The organism is Desemzia sp. FAM 23989 (genome assembly GCF_045528345.1).
Classification (GTDB): Bacteria; Bacillota; Bacilli; order Lactobacillales; family Carnobacteriaceae; genus Desemzia.
Map to the genome: position 1 here is coordinate 109828 of NZ_JBGQQT010000005.1, position 18557 is coordinate 128384.

General features: G+C 35.4%; 21 protein-coding genes. 19 read left to right on the forward strand and 2 right to left on the reverse strand.

The annotated features are described in order from the left end of the window. The first annotated feature begins 17 nt into the window (after positions 1 to 17). The 13 genes from ACEN36_RS04845 to ACEN36_RS04905 all read left to right on the forward strand — a co-directional run bounded on the left by ACEN36_RS04845 (position 18) and on the right by ACEN36_RS04905 (position 11221). Positions 18 to 458, forward strand: coding sequence for a hypothetical protein (locus tag ACEN36_RS04845; RefSeq protein ID WP_407126082.1), 441 nt, complete (start codon positions 18 to 20; stop codon positions 456 to 458). A 71-nt stretch (positions 459 to 529) separates the two neighbouring features. Further along, entirely contained in the window at positions 530 to 778 is a 249-nt protein-coding gene (locus ACEN36_RS04850; RefSeq protein WP_407126083.1) for a hypothetical protein, read from the forward strand. Between the two features lie 3 nt (positions 779 to 781). Next, the gene (locus ACEN36_RS04855; RefSeq protein WP_407126084.1) at positions 782 to 2968 is read left to right on the forward strand and encodes a hypothetical protein; all 2187 of its coding nucleotides are present in this window, start codon (positions 782 to 784) and stop codon (positions 2966 to 2968) included. Then, the gene (locus ACEN36_RS04860) at positions 2968 to 3678 is read left to right on the forward strand and encodes a phage tail protein (RefSeq protein WP_407126085.1); all 711 of its coding nucleotides are present in this window, start codon (positions 2968 to 2970) and stop codon (positions 3676 to 3678) included. Before ACEN36_RS04855 ends, ACEN36_RS04860 begins: the two co-directional genes overlap by 1 nt. Positions 3679 to 3680: 2 nt before the next feature. Next, positions 3681 to 5285, forward strand: a complete 1605-nt coding sequence (locus ACEN36_RS04865; protein WP_407126086.1) for a phage tail protein — start codon at positions 3681 to 3683, stop codon at positions 5283 to 5285. 16 nt (positions 5286 to 5301) lie between these two features. Beyond that, entirely contained in the window at positions 5302 to 7203 is a 1902-nt protein-coding gene (locus tag ACEN36_RS04870) for a glycosyl hydrolase family 28-related protein (RefSeq protein WP_407126087.1), read from the forward strand. A 17-nt stretch (positions 7204 to 7220) separates the two neighbouring features. Continuing rightward, positions 7221 to 7520, forward strand: coding sequence for a hypothetical protein (locus ACEN36_RS04875; protein ID WP_407126088.1), 300 nt, complete (start codon positions 7221 to 7223; stop codon positions 7518 to 7520). A gap of 74 nt (positions 7521 to 7594) precedes the next feature. Then, positions 7595 to 7987 (forward strand): hypothetical protein, encoded by a 393-nt coding sequence (locus ACEN36_RS04880; protein WP_407126089.1) that lies wholly within the window; start codon positions 7595 to 7597, stop codon positions 7985 to 7987. A 66-nt stretch (positions 7988 to 8053) separates the two neighbouring features. Further along, the gene (locus tag ACEN36_RS04885; RefSeq protein ID WP_407126090.1) at positions 8054 to 8392 is read left to right on the forward strand and encodes a hypothetical protein; all 339 of its coding nucleotides are present in this window, start codon (positions 8054 to 8056) and stop codon (positions 8390 to 8392) included. Further along, positions 8382 to 8663, forward strand: coding sequence for a phage holin (locus tag ACEN36_RS04890; RefSeq protein ID WP_407126091.1), 282 nt, complete (start codon positions 8382 to 8384; stop codon positions 8661 to 8663). The genes ACEN36_RS04885 and ACEN36_RS04890 overlap by 11 nt, the downstream gene beginning before the upstream one ends. A gap of 2 nt (positions 8664 to 8665) precedes the next feature. After that, complete coding sequence (locus ACEN36_RS04895) at positions 8666 to 9709, forward strand: M15 family metallopeptidase (protein ID WP_407126092.1); 1044 nt, start codon at positions 8666 to 8668, stop codon at positions 9707 to 9709. A 98-nt stretch (positions 9710 to 9807) separates the two neighbouring features. Further along, positions 9808 to 10500, forward strand: coding sequence for a hypothetical protein (locus ACEN36_RS04900; RefSeq protein WP_407126093.1), 693 nt, complete (start codon positions 9808 to 9810; stop codon positions 10498 to 10500). Between the two features lie 559 nt (positions 10501 to 11059). Next, a complete protein-coding gene (locus ACEN36_RS04905; protein WP_407097528.1) occupies positions 11060 to 11221 on the forward strand; it encodes a hypothetical protein in 162 nt (53 codons plus the stop codon). Between the two features lie 391 nt (positions 11222 to 11612). Here ACEN36_RS04905 and ndk read toward each other — a convergent pair whose 3' ends face one another. Next, the gene (ndk, locus tag ACEN36_RS04910; RefSeq protein ID WP_079650781.1) at positions 11613 to 12014 is read right to left on the reverse strand and encodes a nucleoside-diphosphate kinase; all 402 of its coding nucleotides are present in this window, start codon (positions 12012 to 12014) and stop codon (positions 11613 to 11615) included. Between the two features lie 279 nt (positions 12015 to 12293). Between ndk and ACEN36_RS04915 the strand changes: the two genes are divergently transcribed. Then, positions 12294 to 12719, forward strand: coding sequence for a pyridoxamine 5'-phosphate oxidase family protein (locus ACEN36_RS04915; RefSeq protein ID WP_407126095.1), 426 nt, complete (start codon positions 12294 to 12296; stop codon positions 12717 to 12719). Between the two features lie 114 nt (positions 12720 to 12833). On the opposite strand, the gene ACEN36_RS04920 is transcribed toward ACEN36_RS04915, so the two are convergent. Then, positions 12834 to 13532 carry a Crp/Fnr family transcriptional regulator gene (locus ACEN36_RS04920; protein WP_407126097.1) on the reverse strand — a complete coding sequence of 233 codons (699 nt, stop codon included), beginning with the start codon at positions 13530 to 13532 and terminating at the stop codon, positions 12834 to 12836. 201 nt (positions 13533 to 13733) lie between these two features. On the opposite strand from ACEN36_RS04920, the gene ACEN36_RS04925 reads away from it, so the two are divergent. The 5 genes from ACEN36_RS04925 to ACEN36_RS04945 all read left to right on the forward strand — a co-directional run bounded on the left by ACEN36_RS04925 (position 13734) and on the right by ACEN36_RS04945 (position 18492). Continuing rightward, on the forward strand, positions 13734 to 14864 hold the full coding sequence (locus tag ACEN36_RS04925; RefSeq protein WP_407097525.1) for an acyl-CoA dehydrogenase family protein: 1131 nt from the start codon (positions 13734 to 13736) through the stop codon (positions 14862 to 14864). A 5-nt stretch (positions 14865 to 14869) separates the two neighbouring features. Then, complete coding sequence (locus ACEN36_RS04930; RefSeq protein WP_407126098.1) at positions 14870 to 15664, forward strand: electron transfer flavoprotein subunit beta/FixA family protein; 795 nt, start codon at positions 14870 to 14872, stop codon at positions 15662 to 15664. Positions 15665 to 15679: 15 nt separating this feature from the next. Beyond that, positions 15680 to 16648: an electron transfer flavoprotein subunit alpha/FixB family protein gene (locus tag ACEN36_RS04935; protein WP_407126099.1), complete on the forward strand. Its 969-nt coding sequence runs from the start codon at positions 15680 to 15682 to the stop codon at positions 16646 to 16648. 243 nt (positions 16649 to 16891) lie between these two features. Next, entirely contained in the window at positions 16892 to 17908 is a 1017-nt protein-coding gene (locus tag ACEN36_RS04940; protein WP_407097522.1) for an aldo/keto reductase, read from the forward strand. Positions 17909 to 18192: 284 nt separating this feature from the next. Continuing rightward, positions 18193 to 18492: a DUF6933 domain-containing protein gene (locus tag ACEN36_RS04945; RefSeq protein WP_407126100.1), complete on the forward strand. Its 300-nt coding sequence runs from the start codon at positions 18193 to 18195 to the stop codon at positions 18490 to 18492. Positions 18493 to 18557 lie beyond the last annotated feature (65 nt).

An 18557-nucleotide genomic window follows, 5' to 3' on the forward strand; every position in this document is an offset into this window, starting at 1 on the left:
TTAGGAGGAAATAACACATGACATTAGAGATGCGCGAGTTGAAGGGTGATGATTTATTCACTCTTCTTTCAATTGTAGGAAAATTAGACATTAAAGAGGATTTCATCGCTTTATTTGAGCAAAACACTGCATCAGCAGAAAAGGTTGTTCCAATGGACCACCAAAATAAAAAGCCAACTAAAGCAGAGTTGGGCAAACAAGAAGAAACACGTATCAAGGAAGAAAAAGAAGCTGAAAAACGTGGTATGGAGGCCATGGCTGGTTTGTTGCAAAAAGTATTGATGAATGCTGGTAAGTTAAAAAAAGACATTAACTCACTATTGTCTGACCTAACAAACACAAATTTAAAAGAAATCGAATCGTTAGGACTTAAAGAATATACTGGATTAATCATTGCATTATTCAAGAAACCAGAATTAGCCGATTTTTTCTCATCTATCGCATCATTACTTCAATAAATGGTGATAGCGATGGAGAATTTCATTTAAAAGACACATTGTTTAAACGATATGCAAATCCGTTAGACCTCATGAGTACTTATTCATTAGAAGGTTTAGCGGATTTTATTTTGCAGTTGTATGACAAAGACAGTGAAGATGAAATTTGGCAAACGTGGCTACACAAAGAACAAACAGATAATTTCAAAGATTTTAAAAAGAAATATCTGAAAAAACTGCATAAGCCAAAAAACAAAGTAATGAGTATAGAAGAAGAACAAAAGGCTATTTCAAATGCAGTCAGATTTATCAAGCCTGTTAACAAAGGCGGTGAGAATTAAAATATGGGTGAAATATTTAAGTTGTTCGGTACGATCGGACTAAACAACGATGAAGCGAACCAAGGAATTGATGAGACTACAGGCAAAGCTCAAAAATCGAGTGGTAAAATCGCGGGTTTTTTCAAAAAAGCAGCAGTTGCTATAGGAACGGTTTTTGCGGCAAAAAAGCTTATTGACTTTGGGAAGATGACAGTCGAAGCAGCCGCAAGTGCCCAAGCTATCGCAGCTCAATTTGAACAAGTATTCGGAAATTCACAAGGAACTGCTCAAAAAATTATAAATGGTATGGCCAAAGAATTCGGGATGTTGCCAAACCGAATCAAGCCATCATTTACAAGTACTGTTTCTATGTTTAAAGGATTAGGTCTATCAACAGAAGAAGCTATGAAACAAGCTACTAATGCGGTAACTATGGCTAGTGATGCAGCTGCTTTCTATGATATGAGTTATGAGAATGCGAATGGCGCTTTGAATTCCTTCATTAAAGGGAATTATGAAGGTGGGGAGTCGATCGGACTCTTTGCAAATGAAACGCAAATGGCCGCATGGGCAGCAAAAACTTTAGGTGTTGACTGGAAAAACTTAGGTGAGGCAGAGAAGCAAATTGCACGACTTCAATTTGCTAAAGCGATGCAAGAATCTGCTGGAGCTACTGGTCAAGCATCTAGAGAATCAGATTCTTACGAAAACCAATTAGGTAACTTAAAGCAAGCATGGCAAGACTTTGCTGCTATTGTTGGTACGCCTATATTAGGTGTAGTCGTACAAGGCTTGAAAGTGGCAAGTGGATGGCTGCAAACTGCTGGAGTCAAAGTGCAGGAGTTGCAAACTTGGTTTGGTGGTTTATGGCAACAATTCCAACAGTCTGAAGCATGGCAAGTATTATCTGGTTACATTCAGCTCGTAGTGGACAAAGTAAATCAATTTAAGTCTGAATTTGGTTCTCTAAAAAGTGAGCTCATGAATAGTGCTATTTGGCTAACTTTACAAGGTTATCTACAGGCTTTAGTCAGTTTCTGGACTAGCTTATTTAGTGGCCAAGGAAATCTAGGCGCTACTTTCGTTAGAATTTTTGGCATGATCCGCGAGATAGCTGTTCCGATCCTTCAAGATGCGATTAATTTTATAAAGAGCATCATTACTCAGGTCACTCAATTCTGGCAAAAAAATGGTGATCAAATTTCTCAAGCGGTAAAGAATTGTTTTAGCTTAATAGCTAGCATAATTCGGTTTTTTATGCCATTAATTCAAAACGTTATTTCTACAGTTTGGGGAAACATAAAAGGCATTTTCCAAGGTGCGCTAGATATGATTCTGGGTCTGATTAGGATTTTCACTGGCATTTTTACAGGTGACTGGAAAATGTTATGGTCTGGTGTCAAACAAACTTTATCTGGAGCTTTAAATTTTGCTTGGAACTTAATTAACTTGATTATGTTTAAAAATATGCTTTCAGGAATAAAAGGGTTTGTTACAAATGGGATCTCAAGTATAAAAACATTTTTCACTGGAATCGTAAATAATGCGAAGTCTGGATTAAATACATTCCAAGGAACCTGGAATATAGCAAAAAATGCCGTTCTGAAAATTATAAATCTTCTTAAAAGTTCTGGAGTTAGTGCATTTAGAGGGTTTATTTCCACAGTCACTAAATTATTTAGTTCTGTTAAAAATATCATGACGAATCCATTTCAGACTGCTTGGAATGTGATCAAAGGTATTGTATCTAAAATGAAAAGTGCCTTTAATTTTTCTTGGAAATTGCCTAAATTGAAGCTACCGCATTTTGATATAAGTGGGAAATTCAGTTTAAATCCTCCTAGTGTTCCAAAATTTGGTATTGACTGGTACGCTGACGGAGGAATCATGACTAAAGCTATGGCGTTCGGTATGAACGGCAATAATATGATGGTTGGTGGAGAAGCTGGAAGAGAAGCAATACTTCCATTAAACCGTGAAACTTTAGGCGGAATCGGTCAAGGAATTTCAGACACAATGAATTTAAGCAACAGTTATATCTCTTCTCAATTGGATAGAATGATTGATTTGTTAACAAAGATGATAAATAAGGAAATAAAACTAGTTGCTAACGATGGAACCATATTAGCTTATTACGGACCTTTAATGTCTGACTTTGTTAATCAATTTGGAGGAAATCAAATAAGAAACAAAGATAGGGGGCTTGCGTAATGCCTGTTTTAGGAATTGAATTTAACGGCTGCCATTCATGGAAAGATAAACATTTAACAATGGCACTCGGAAAAAATGTAGGTAGGCCGTCAAAAATAAAGAGAAAAAGACGGCCGCCTTTTTCTAATAAAGAGTATGATTTCAGTCTTTTATATGGATCACAAGAGTATGAAAATAGACCTCTAAAATATCCTTTTAATTTGATAGGAAGAACAAAGGAGGAAATGAATGTTGAATCTATGGCGATACAAAATTGGTTAATGGGAGCAGTAGGTAAACAACCTTTGAGAGATGACTCTTTTCCTGGTTATCATTTTTTAGCAGAAGTAGAAGATGAAACAAGTTTTGATGAAAATTGGTCTGATGGAATTCTTATGGTAACCTTTGATGCTTATCCTTTCTTAATTGCTGATGATTATGAAGGGAATGATGATTGGGATAGTTTTAATTTTCTATTGGATTTTTATCAATCAGTAGATTTTGAAATAAGTGGGTCTAAAACGATCACTTTGTATAATCCGGGAATAACTCAATCAGTTCCTAAATTTATATCTGACAGTATATTTTCAATACAAAAGGATGATGAAGTAATATCTATTCTTGAAGGAACAACAGAAAATAATGATTTTGTATTGGATCCGGGAGAGAATGAATTAACAATAAACGGAAACGGCAATTTATCAATTCGCTTTTATAAGGAGTTGATTTAATAATGTATTCAGTAAGGATTTATGATGGTCCTGAAGATGGAAAAGGTACGCTTATTCATAGTCATCGACTTAATTCATTGAAGTTAGAAAAAGGGGTAATTAAAAAAGCTATTAACGAAATAGATTCGTTTGATATGTCATTTTATCAAAACAATCCAGCTTTCAACAAAACAGATCCATTTAAAACGCTTGTAAAAGTATTCAATCATAAAAGAAAAAAGTATGTTTTTGAAGGCCGGGTATTGAGTCCAAATGATAGCATGGATTCTACTGGAGTTTTAAGTTCGTACATTTGTGAAGGTGAACTAGGTTATTTGCACGATGCGCAACAGCGACATCTAGAATTTAGAGGAAGAGTTCGCGAAGCGTTGGAAACAATAATAACTTACTTTAATTCACAAGTTGAGGAATACAAGCAATTCACAGTAGGGAAAGTAGAGGTTGAAGATCCTAATGATTATTTATACTTTTATCTTTCAGCCGAAAAAGATGCTTTTGACTCTATTAAAGAAAAGTTAATAGACAAATTAGGTGGCGAACTTCAAATACGTAAAGAAAATGGAGTTCGCTATTTAGATTATTTAAAGGAAATAGGAGAAGAAAAAGAATCCAAAATAGAACTATCTGAAAACTTAATTAGTATGAGTCGTAGTGCAGATCCTAGTGACATTGTGACTCGCCTTACTCCGCTTGGGTCACGCATTGAATCAGAAGATAATGCTGCTACTGACGCCTCAGAAGCTAGATTGACTATCGAATCAGTTAATGATGGATTGCCTTATATTGATAGGGAAGATTTAATTGCTGTGTTTGGAATACAAGGTGGAAGTCAAACATGGGATGGCGTTAACGATCGAACAATTCTTAAGCGTAATGGTCGGAATTGGATAGACAATCAAAGGGTTTCACTCTACCAGTACAAGGTAGAAGCTCTAGATTTGGCAAAGATAGGCCTAGCAATAGATGAGTTCGAATTAGGTAATACCCATCATGCTATTAATCCTGTAATGGGGATAAATGAAAAATTAAGGATTGTTGGAACTTCTACGAATATTAACGAACCTGAAAGTTCAGATATTACCATAGGGGACAAATTTAAAACTCTATTTGATTATCAAGCAGATATGAGAAAGAGAGAGCAAGTAGTTGCAGAGCTAGAAAATACAATTAGTTATCAAGGTAGAACTTTGGGAACTGTTAAAAATGAACTTAAAGAAGTTGTGAATAATTACAATTTAGTCAGTGAAGAAATTATTGAGTTAACAAACAATTTCAATAGTGCTGATGTTCCAGGGATGCAACAAGCTCTCAGAGATATTCAACAAGCCCAAATCGATTTAGGAGAAGCAATTGGAGCAATTCCCGTATATATTCCAGCTAGCAGTACAAAAGATGGCCTTCTCACGTCTGTTTTATATATGAAGTTGATTTCCATTCAAAACGCAACACAGTCTATTGACGGGTTAATGACAGCAACTGATAAAGTAGCTTTAGATGGAATAATTGAAGATGTCGGAGACAAAGCAACTTTAAAAACAATAGATAAGTCAAATATCGTATCAGCCATAAATGAGTTAAGTGACAGGTTAGACAGATTAGAAATTTAATTAGAGGTGATAATGAATGTCAGTGGATCCTAATATAAAACAAAAAGCAAGTTACATTAGAACTAAACAAAAAGGTTCGGAAGTACGTGAGTCACTCGCAGCTGGGTTAGAATCGATGAGTGAAGATGTAGTAGAAACAGTCGATAGACAAGATTATGTAGAACAGCAATTCCAAGTAGTTCTAGATGAAACCACAGGAAAAGATGTTATCAGTGCTCCAGAATTATTAGCAGCAAGAATAGGAGTAGATGGGACTGTTTATCCTAACGCTAAAGCGAGAATAGATGCTGAACAGAATGAAACTAACCGACAGTTGGCACAAAATACATCTGCTATTCAAGGGGAGACATCTGCTACTACCAGTAAGCCTATTTCTCAATCACTTTGGAAAGAGTTTGAGGATCGAGGAATAAATGTCAAATGGTTTGGTGCTGTTGGGGACGGAATAACAGACGACACAGAAGCTATTCAATTTGTTTTAGACAATTATTCTTTAGTTTTGTTGCCAGAAGGAACTTATCTAGCTACACACCTAAGAATAAATAAAAATAATGTTTTACTGTCTAGAAATAAAGTGACAACCTTTATAAAATCAATGAAAAGTGCTGATTTATTTTTTATTGAAATTGATATTTCAGCAAGTGCATCGGCATTGTCTAACATTACAGTGATTAGTGATTATGACGTCAATAATACACAAAACGGAATAGGTTTATTAAATGCAGGTTCCACAAATGTACAAGATACCAATATACAGCTAATGAACGTGGAAGTCCTAGGTTTCAGAGATAATTTGACTATTGAATCCAGACACAGAGGCATCTTGGCGCATAACGTTCGCTGTGGCTCGGCAGCTAAAAAAAACTTTAATCTACAAGGCACAGATAACGAATTTATCGCCTGTGTTGGATCAATGTCACAAGAGGATGGCTTTTATATTACAGGTTCAAATAACCGCTTCACGTCCTGTAAAGGATTCGTTTCCGGCAGAGGGCTAAAAACGGGTGCTGGATTTAATGTTAGAAGCTCTTTCAACACATTTTCGGGCTGTGAAAGTCAAGAAAACAGACTATGTAATTTGTATTTGTTCAACGCTACAAACAATATAATAAATAGTTTCACTTTAGACGGGGCAGGCGCTCATGCAGGAAGCGACTTCCCTAATTTAGAATACGCTGATGAACAATTCGGAAACGAAATCGTACCTATCTGTTCGCTGCGGTTGCACAATGCTAAAAACAATCAAATCAATGTATCTATCATTAACGGAAGAACTGTTGGCGGAGAGCAGTGGAAAGCAAAAGCTGGAATTTTCTCGCTTTATCCGAAACTTGATACAGGGAATATCATTACAGTCAATCTTCGTGATGAAACTACAGACGATTCTTTTGAATACCGGTATCCGACAAGTCTTTTTTATGCTGTAATGAATCGGATATTATTTAACTCTCTTGATGAAACGGAAAGATATAGTAATAGAACAAATTTTTTCAACACTGTACCGTATCAAACTTTTGGTAGCGTTGCTGCTAAAGCACGAAAATTAACGCTAACAGTTAATGATTCTAACACGAGTGAAGTCATTTATACTTTTCCATTGAAGAACAATATACAGTGGTTTGTCTATGGACAGCAAAGTATGAATGATTTTAATAAAGGAAAAGTTGAACTTATAGCCGATGTGCGATTAAGTTATTTAGACACTTCAGATAATGTTCAATATAAAAACACTGGATGGTACTATCCGACTGAAGGTTCATTCGAAGTTGATATTAAGTCTTTAAAAGCAACAGTCACCAACCTTAAATCCGTTAGGTATGTTGAATTTAGAATTAGAGCCTTTGCTAAAACGGTAGGAACAGGCAGTGATTATAAAGTTGAATTATACAACCCATGCTTTTTCGAAGTATTGGAATAAAAGGAGAATGATAAACAATGATGGTTAGAAATGTAGGCAAAACAATCAAAATAAAAAAAACAATAGTGACTGAGGAAACTGTACTGAAGGAAAAAATAGTATTAATCAATATTGTTCCGGAGCAAAAAAATATCAGTGTTACCGTTGATTCTTTTAACGAATCCAACGAGTTGATTCAAGAAAAAAACATTAATATCTCCAACGAAAACTACGATTTTTTGTTCTCAGCCAATGAAATTTTTGATGAGGGTAAACAAGAAGGAAGTTACAGAGAACAAGACTTGTGGAAAGTCATGGACAGTTTAGAAACGCGTTGAACCAAACTGTGCGTTAACTAAAATAACTCTTCTCCTTTATTTTTTGCTATAATAAAAAATAAAGGAGTTATCATATGGGAGCGTATAGTGAAGGCAAAGAGATTCTTAAAGATATCATCCAATTATCTAAAGGTATCAGTGATATGGAGCTGAAAAGTAAAATTTACGAGCTTCAAAACCAATTCTATGAATTGAACGATGAAAACAGAGAGTTACGAGACAGGTTACATCAGTTCGAAAATACCCAAATTATCGGGAACGATCTTGAATATCATAACGGAGTTTATACAAAGGGGAACGATGTTTATTGCGCAGTATGTTGGGATAAGGACACGAAGTTGGTCAGAGCTAGAAAAGTGGAAAAGAATGCAAGTAACGGGACAACGGATTTTGCTTGTGACGTATGTAAAAACTGGAGATTTTCTGATATACCATTTCAAGAAGACTACAGTGGAATAACTAAATAAAAAATTAAACTAAAGGTAGTCGAGAAATCGGCTGCCTTTTTATATTGAGAAAAGGAGAGTGAAAAATTGGAGTGGTTAAAATACATTACCGAGACAGCTACGATTATTTCAGGAATTATCATAATCGGTAGCGCGCTGATTTGGATTTATAAAAAGTTGGTGTCTGATCCTGATAAAAAAATAGCAGAGATTATTCAAAAAGAGAATTCAGAAGCGTTAAAACAAACGGTAGAACCTTTGACTAAATCAATAGAACTTTTGAATAGCAACTTAGCCGAAAGCGCTAGAGATAGGTTGCAACTGAACGAAAAAATGAACAAACACAACACTTTTTTATATAACCACGAGACCAGGATTTCTGTATTGGAAGACTGGAAAAAGGAGAGAAAACAACATGAAAATTAACTGGAAAATCAGATTCAAGAACCCTCAATTTATTGCACAATTGATTGTGGCCATCTTTATCCCAATATTGACATACGCAGGTATCACGGCTCAAGACATCACGTCTTGGGTTATTTTGTTGGACATATTGATAGATGCTATATCTAATCCTTACGTTTTATTGATGGTAGCCGTATCAGTTTACAACGCGGTAGTTGACCCAACCACTACTGGTTTATCAGACAGCCAACAGGCTTTAAATTATAGTGCACCTAAAAAAGGAGGAAAATAATTATGACAGTAGTAGCATTAGAAATTTTATTGAATCGATCAGAAAAAAATATGGGTTCCGGAATGGATCCCGTAGTTAAAGAATCAGCGTTGGAAGTAATAAAGCGAGCTTACAAAGAAGGTATTTATGTACAATTATCATCGGGTTTCCGTTCTTTCGCGGATCAAAATGCCTTATACGCTCAGGGCCGTACTAAACCCGGTAACATCGTAACAAATGCTAAAGGTGGCTACTCAAATCATAACTTCGGGTTGGCTGTTGACTACTTCTTAGTATCTGATGATGGCAAAACAGCATTGTGGACTGTAAACAACAAATGGAGACGTGTGGCAGCAATTGGTAAAGAGTTAGGCTTCTCTTGGGGCGGAGATTGGTCATCATTCCGTGATTACCCGCATTTAGAAATGACTGGAGGTCTCTCTACTGCTCAATTAAGAGCTGGTAGCCGACCTCGATTAGTTTCTAAAGTCTCAAATACAGTTAGTGGCGGAACTAGCAAGCCTGTTCCATCAGCAACTACAAGCGAGTCTATTGTTGATTATCTTAATTCTAAAAAAGTAGACAGCTCATTTGCCAACCGAAAGAAAATTGCTACAGCTCATGGAATTAAAAGTTATACCGGGACGGCTGCACAGAACACTCAACTTTTAGAACTGGTTAAGAAAAATGGTGTTGAGCCTAAAAAAGTTGAATCTAAACCAGCAGCATCATCTTATAAAGGAGATTCTATTGTTGATTATCTAAACTCAATCAAAGTAGAATCATCTTTCAACAATCGTAAAAAACTAGCGTCCCAATATGGCATTAAAAATTATAGTGGGACAGCAAGTCAGAATAAAGCTTTGTTGAACGCGATGCAGAAGTCTGGAACAACTACTTCAAAACCTAAATCAAACTATACTGGTAGCTCTCTAGTGGATTATTTGAAGTCAATCAACGTTGATTCTAGTTTTGCAAACCGGAAAAAGCTAGCGTCACAATACGGTATCAAAAATTACTCTGGAACAGCTGCACAGAATAGCCAGTTGTTAAGTAAAATGAGATAAGACATAATATAAGCCTCTACCATAATCGGTAGGGGCTTTTTTTATATAACTCAATTAGAATCCTTATGGTAGAATAAAAAATAAAAAGGTGATTCTAGTTGAAAGAAGTAATAAAACAGTTTTTTGAGGATTTTGATACGATTAACATTATAATCGGTGCAATTTTTGGTGGAATAGTTACATATATTACTACTGCTATAAAAGATAGAAGAGATAGAAGGGTAGAATACGAAAAAACTATTGGTTCTAAAATTGCTGATTCTTTGTATACCATAAGAGAGATAACGCAACAAGCAAATGTACAAGAAATCTATGATCTAGAGGATGAGAATGGCATCAAAGGAGATGTGAGTTTATCAGGACATAAAATATATCCTGCTATTCTAAATGATGGAGAGAGTATTCTAGATTTTTTCACTATAATTAATGAATCTAGAATTAAACATGAAATCTACTTAAGTTATAAGTTGTCTGCATATTTGCTCTATATGACAAATTATGTGATAGAACTTAGTAAATTTATCGGTCAATTTGATTCAGTAGATTACAAATTATTAGGTGTTTTTATAATGCCAGATATTAGAATGTGGCAAAGAGATATTGATAAAAAAATAGTGAAGGAAATAAATAAAAATAATTTAAAGTTAGTGAGCAAGACTGGTTTTGTGTGGGAAAATAGTAAAAAGAGAATTAATGATAAGTATTGGAACAAAAGCAAATTAAAAGAACTTATAGAATCGGATTTGTCTACCTTTGATGAGGTAGCGGAATATTGTTTAACAAAAGCATAATAAAATTTGGAAAACAGAAAAATACCTAGCAAATTAAAGTTTAAAATGTCTTTATTAATTATATTTCTGTTATTTTAAATATCAGATTCTAATGATTCCATTTTGATTCCGTTTTTCTTTAAAAAGGCTTAAAATAACGAAAAACAAACGCAATAAAAAAAGTATAAGGTTGATATAACAATATTTAATAAATAATAACAACATTCTATAATTGAGTGGGAATAATGAACAAAAGACCGACTAACCTTTATTTAAAAGGCTTTTTCGGTCTTTTTATTTTACTCTGAATCTGGTTTGTTCCTATCATTTATTTAATTATTACCTCTCACAATCTATTTAAGAAATTAAAGGCACTTAGATGGCTTTTATAAAAAACGAAATTTGTGTAAAGGATATAGATGTATCTAAGAGATCTTAAACCCGTATTAAACGGTTAAGTATAATTATGATAATACTTTATGATAATATCGCTTAAACTAATAAAAGTTTTACATTAATGTTAGAATAATTATATAATGAAGCATTTTTTTCTAATCTCGATAATAAGGAGAGATGATCAATGTTAAAATATATAACCGCTAGCGGAATTGCTCTCAGTGTCCTGTTTGTCTTATCGGAAATAGGTGTCAACGTATTTGAGAATATGATAAAGACTAAGAGAGAAGCAGGAGTTCCAATAAAAATTCAAATAATGAATGCATTAAAAAACAGACAAGGATAAAAATGCTTGTCTGTTTTTTAGTGCATTCACTTGTTTATTAAACCCCGCTAAAGATAATTTTTCGTGGACTTGATCCATATTGAGCTTTTCCTTATGTTCCATCTCATATCTTAAGGTTACAAAGCTTTTTAACGTAGTTTAGGCAGAATTCGCCCATCCTCCATAGGTGGGTGATGAATGCCTATCGGTATGATGATTGCCGTTGGCAACTCTCATACGGATAGTATAAAGTTGAGTGTCTCCTTATTTGTCCTGTGTTATAATTAGGCTATATAAGAAATGAGCGGATAAAAGATGGTGTCTCATGAGTAAAAATCTCTAATGAAGAATATTCAAAAAGATTCGCTAAAGTTTGATTTTAGCGAATCTTTTTTGAATTGAAAGTAGTTTATTAACCAAACCAAATAGCTCTTTCCCTATCAGAACTTTCCTTCGAATCAGAGGCATGAACAGTATTTTCAGACATACTTAGTCCATAAAGAGCACGAATCGTATTATCTGGTGAATTTTCTGGATCAGTTGTTCCATTCAATGATCGTACTCGACTGATGGCATTTTCACCTTCTAAGACTAAGGCAACTAATGGACTTCTGGTAAGGTAAGCAACCAAACGATTAAAAAACGGTTTTCCAGTATGTTCTGCATAATGCTTTTCTGCTAAATTTGTAGAGGCTTTTATTAATTTCATATCCACAACTTTTAAACCGTTTCTCTCATATTCGACTAAAATACTCCCAATTAGATTTCGTTCTACTGCATCTGGTTTGAGCAATACAAGCGTTTTTTCTGACATTTCTGAACATCCTCCTTAGAAGTGTAGTTACTAAGAGTTTAACACGTTCTGAATTTTTTAGTTAGAAAGAGATTGAATTGCAATAAGTATTGCAGATACATAAATATAGAGAGAACGGGTTTATGAATTTACGGAAACTCTTTTTAAGGTTTTTCGATGCAAACTTATGCAGTCGTTGATCCAGATCAATACGGAATAATTTAAAATAAGATAAAATGGATTTCTACATCAACAGCGGAGAGTTGTGTTCTACCTGTTGCAAGAAGGAGGAAAAGCAGTATGGAAGTAATGGAAGAGTACATAAGAATTCTGAAGGCACAAAATTATTTAGCATTAGCAACATCGGTCGAAGGAACGCCTAATGTGAGGATCGTCAATTATTATCCTGATCCATTGCAACAAAATATTCTTTACATTCGAACGAATAAAAACAAATCAAAAGTAAAAGAATTTCAGCTAAATCCATGTATATCTTTTACTACTATTATTAAAGACCGTTATGAATACATACGTGTTCACAATGCTCGTGTGGTAAAATGTGAGGATTACCAAGAAAAAGGAATTAAGTCTGCTTTTTTAGAAAAGGATCCAAAATTTATAGAAAAAATGGGTAAAGAAAATAGCCCTTATCTTTACGCTATTATTTTTGAACATGCATTTCTAACGTTGAATCCTGTGGATCCAGCTTTAAAAATACAATTCTAAAAATAAAAAAACTACTCTGGAAAACCTTTCTCGATCTATACCGGATTCTCTAGAGTAGTATGTTGGTTTTCTTTAGAAGATTCTTTCTGTTGGTAAAGAGGAAATGGATATGCATTAATTAACATTCAATAATTTGATTTTTCCATAAGCAATTTCTTCGATGATTTTTTCTTTTTCTAGATGAGCTAGTTCTCGACTTAATGATTCAGAGGTAGTTCCTAAATAAGAAGCCAAATCTTTTTTAGCCATCTTTAGTTCGACGATAGGTTCTCTTTCTTCAGAATCGACTAGACTAATCAAAAAGTGCAACAGCCTATCTTTTACAGTTTCAGTAGTAGCCCAAGCTGTCTGTTGCTCAGAAGAACCTAATCGTTCAGCGATCGTAGCCAGCATATCAACAGCAGTAGCCGGGTATTGCATAAGCAGCTGGCGAAAATCAGCATGTTTGATGGCGCAAATATTGCAATCTGTTAATGCTTCCGTAAAAGCCTCGTAAAAACCCTTCTTAAATAAAGCCAATTCCCCGGTAAACTCTCCTTCTGATACAATTCGTATCAACTGTTCTTTTCCCGATTCTGACAATCGGTATACACGTATTTTCCCACTGCTTAATACATAAAGCGAGTCAGCAGATTCTCCTGGCCGATAAATAATCTCCCCCTTCGAGTAATGCTTATGCTGGATCAAGGGATGGATTTGTTCTTTTTGTTCAGCTGTTAGAGATTGAAATAGGGGAATAGTATAGATACAACATTGCTTTGTATTTTCACATCTATAAGTATGATGGTGAGATTTTGAATAGTCTTTTTTCATCCTGCATTCTCCTCTATAGTTCCTCACAATACTTTTTTATTCTACCAATATTCCATTCCTTAGAAAAGGTATTATCATTTTTTTAAATAGTCTGTTGTACTTGATTTAAATCAAGTAGATAGAAAAAAGAATGCGCTATATTTAGTTTGTTAAATTTATTATCTTTATTCTTGTGTATATTTGAACAAAGGAGTGTAAAAAATGAGTATAAAATTGACTCAGCCGCAAGTCATGTTACACCAAATGGTGACAGATTTTGCTGATAAAGAAGTAAAACCTTTAGATATGTGGATTGACAAACACAGAGAGTACCCTGCAGAACTATGGAGCAGTATTGTGAATACAGGCTTTTTAGGGTTGACCATACCAGAAGAATATGGCGGTGCCGGATTTGATGTCGTTGCCAGTTCTCAAACCATCTATGATTTTGCTCAACGGAATGCTAGTATTGCATTTACACTAGAAGGGCATTACAAAACTGTTGATCAAGTATTGAAATATGCTACACCTGCGTTAAAAGAAAAGTATCTGCCTCAAGCCACCCATCGTGTTTTTGGCTTTTCATCAACAGAACCGCAAGGGGGTTCTAATGTGATGGGATTTACAGCCAAGGCTGTTAAAGAAGGAGATAAATGGATTTTAAATGGAAATAAGAGCATGATCACAAATGGCGGTTTGGCCGAAGTATACTGTGTGCTCTTGAAAACATCTCCGACAGAATTGTCTTGCTTCCTTGTAGACCAAGATATGCCTGGGTTTAAACATGGGAAACGAGAAGAATTTATTGGAATGAATGGGACACCTGTAGCAGAAATTTTCTTGGAAAATGTTGTGGTCAATGAAGATCATTTGCTCGGGAAAATAGGTCAAGGTGTGGAAATTGGTGATAATGCTCACTACGATGCTCGTATTTCGATGGGAGCGATCGCTGCTGGTATCACTGAACATGCATTGTCGATCGCGGTAGATTATGCAAAACAACGTGAAGCAATCAATACACCGATTATTCAATTGCATTCTATCCAAACAAAAATCACCGAAATTGCTATTGCGAAAGAGAACACACAATTATTGTATCAAGAAGCAGCTAGATTGAAAGTAGCAGGCAAATCTTATGCGAAAGTAGCCACTATGGCTAAATCATACGGTAGTCGAGCATCAGTTACTGCAGCTGATCATGCCTTACAAGTACTAGGCGGATATGGTTACAGCAGAGAGTATCCAGTGGAGCATCTGATTCGTGACGCACGGGCTTTACAACTTGCAGAAGGATCATTAGAGAAAATGATGATCGAGATCAGCAAAGAAGTTGTAAACGAGAGAGAGGATTGAGATAAATGAGCTTAAAAATCGTCGTGTGTATTAAACAAGTACCGGTTTCCAATAATTTGAAGATCGATCCAGATACTAAAAATTTGATTCGCTCCGGGGAAGCAGGAGTGATGAATCCTTATGATAAGAATGCCATTGAAGTAGCATTGCGCCTAAAAGACGAATGGGGTGGAGAAATTATTCTATTGTCTATGGGACCTCCAGACTTTGAGATGACATTGCGTCAAGGATTAGCTATGGGATGTGATGATGCTATACTGTTAAGCTCCCGACAATTTGGCGGAGCAGATACTTTGGCAACAGGATATGTTTTAGCACAAGCCATCAAAGAACTAGGAGATGTAGATTTGGTATTATTAGGTCGTCAATCTGTAGATGCGGATACTAGCCAAGTAGGTCCAATTGTATCTGAATTTTTAGGTTGGCCACAGATTACCTTTGTTAGTGAATTGCATAGCCAGTCTAACCAAGCTATGACCGCAACTCGATTATTAGAGAATATGCAGCAAAAAATCGAGTTCCAATTACCAGCGGTGGTAACGGTTCGTAGTGAAATGAACGTACCGCGTTATCCAACGCCTCGTAATATTCAACAAAGCTATCAAAAAACTATTCGTGTGTGGGATGAAAACAGCTTGACTGTTGATCCGAATAAAATTGGCTTAAAAGGTTCTCCAACCGTCGTACGTAGCGTGTGGGCTCCCGAAAAAGAGGCAAAAGCCACAACAATCCTTAAAGGGACACCTGATGAAGCGGTTCGTGAACTTTTGATCCAGTTGAGAGCTAATAATTTACTCTAAGAGAGGTGGAAGAAAATGTCTGATCAAGAAATTTGGGTATACGCAGAAAAACACGTAGGTATCATCCAGCCGGTTACGTATCAATTGATTACAAAAGCAAAAGAAATTGCCGATGATAAAAAAGTAGTGGTCATTTTATTCGAAGCGACAGATAAAAATCTGGAAGAAAATATCAAAGAGTATGGTCCTGATGAAATCATTGTGATAAAAGATGATCGTTTGAAGGACGCCGCAGATTCTGAGATTGCCAGTTTAATGGCAGAATTAGCCAGTCAGCGCCAACCCAATAGTATTCTGTTTGGGGCAACCGTTGTGGGTCGCTCGATTGCACCCCGTTTACAAGCTAAGTTAAATACAGGATTGACTTCTGATTGCTTGAATTTAGCCTTTGATGGGGATTTATTAGTTCAAACAAAACCGTCTTATGGCGATAATATTATGTGTGAAATCATTTGCCCTGATCATCGTCCACAAATGGCTTCCGTACGGCCAAATACATTTGAAGCCAAGAAAGTCACTGATCCATCAGTAGTGGTAACAGAAGTGACAAATCTGGCCTTTAAGGAAGCAGTACGCATAAAAATCATAGAAGAAACTCCTTTGCTGTCTAAAAGTGACAGCATTGCTAATGCGGATCGGGTAATCGCATTGGGACGCGGTGCAGTAGATGATAAAGTGCTTGCTTTAGCAGAGGAACTTGCTCGAAAACTAGGAGCAAAAATCGGAGTAACTCGTCCTTTAACAGATCATCCTAAATTCAGCGGAGATGATCAAATCGGACAATCGGGTAATACCATATCTCCTAAAGTATTGATCAATCTGGGTATTCATGGAGCTGTACAGTACACAACAGGAATTGGAAATGCAGAATTGGTGATCTCTGTTAACAAAGATTCAGAAGCGCCCATTTTTAAGTATTCAGATTACAGTTACGTTGGGGATTCTGCTGATTTCTTGAAAAGCTTTTTAAAAGTGGTTCAGTAAGGATTTTCCAAAGGTCAACTCTTTCAAAAAAATTATGAATAAATAACTCCAAAAGTAACGACCTCCAAAAGTTAGAGTATAATCTAACTTTTGGAGGTCGTTTTTATGGTAAAGTATAGGGGAGAAATTAAGGTCAAAGTTGTTCAAAAAATCTAATTGGCACTTTGAACAACGAACAACAGAACATCAACAGTAGAAATACGGAAGTTGAGTAAATAATGAAGTGAACAGGAGGATGAACAAATGAAATACACAAAACTTGGAAATTCAGACTTAATGGTTTCAAGAATTTGCTTAGGCTGTATGGGATTTGGCGATTCAAAAGCGGGACAACATTCTTGGGTAATTGATGAGGAGCAGACGCGTGAGATTATCAAGTATAGTTTAGATAAAGGAATCAACTTTTTTGATACAGCGATTGCTTATCAAAATGGGACGAGTGAACAATACGTCGGAAGAGCCTTAAATGATTTTGCTAAACGGGAAGATGTAGTTGTAGCGACCAAGTTTTTGCCTCGTACAGATCAAGAAATCGAACAAAATATTTCTGGAAAAGAACATGTTTTAAATTCTTTGGACCAGAGTTTGAAAAATCTTGGTATGGATTATGTAGATTTGTACATTTATCATATGTGGGATTATAGAACACCTATGTACGAAATTTTAGATGGACTAGCAGAAGCTGTAAAATCAAGAAAGGTTCGTGAGATAGGCATTTCAAATTGCTTTGCTTACCAAGTAGCTCAAGCCAATGCGTTAGCTGAAAAAGAAGGTTTTCCTAAGTTTGTTTCTGTCCAAGGACATTACAACTTGATTGCTCGAGAAGAAGAACGTGAAATGTTTCAATATTGTCAGGAAAATAATATTGCTTTGACTCCATACAGTGCACTAGCCTCTGGTCGTCTTGCAAAACACTCAAACGAGATTTCAAAAAGGCAAAAAGAAGATACGTATGCAAAATCAAAATATGATTCCACTTGGGAACAAGATCATCAAATCATTAAACGAGTAGAAGAATTGGCTGAAAAGCGGCAAGTATCAATGAGTGAAATCTCTATTGCGTGGCTGTTGACTAAAGTGACTTCTCCAGTAGTAGGAGCAACTAAAGTAAAACACATTGAAACAGCTGTTGATGCTGTAAATCTGCAATTATCTACTGATGAGATCATCTATCTTGAAGAGTTATATGTTCCCCATGAGTTAGTTGGCGTAATGGCTCAGACACAGCCTGGAAAAAGGATAAAAAATAAGAACGATTAAAATAAAGCGTTTTTCGATTGTACTCAAATAAAGATTTAAAAGGCTTGATCCATATAGCGATTAAGCCTTTTTGGTTATTCCAGAATTGGATTTAATAAAGTTAAAAAGCTGATTGCGGTATGATAAACTAAAAAGGAGTTTTAGAATAAATTTGAGAGTGTCTCATTGTAGAAACTCTTCAAGAAGTTTTGTTGAGAGATATAGAAACTTGTAACAAGTTAGCAGTGGCAATAAAATAAGACATTGTTTTAATGCTACATAATAAATATAAAAGGGGAATACAGATGATTATTGGTGTAACTAAAAAAACACAGCCTTTATTTTCTGCTTTACCAACTATCGAGGATAAAGAAAATGGGAAACGATTTGCACAAGTTAATCCATTATTTTCGTGGCACGCGAACTATATCAACGTCAATCGAAAGAAGATTCTGATTCTTCTCAATGATCAAACCTATACACCACTAGTGTTGCATAAATATAGTCAGAATATTCTGAATTATTATTTTCTTGAAAAAAGTAAAAAAAATCGAATGCTTACGCAAAGGATGACTATTTCCAGAAAATTTTGCTTATTTAGCTGATTCCATTAGCATCCAACAACAACGTTTTATTGTAGTCAATTGGGCACTAAAAGTTCAATCCATTT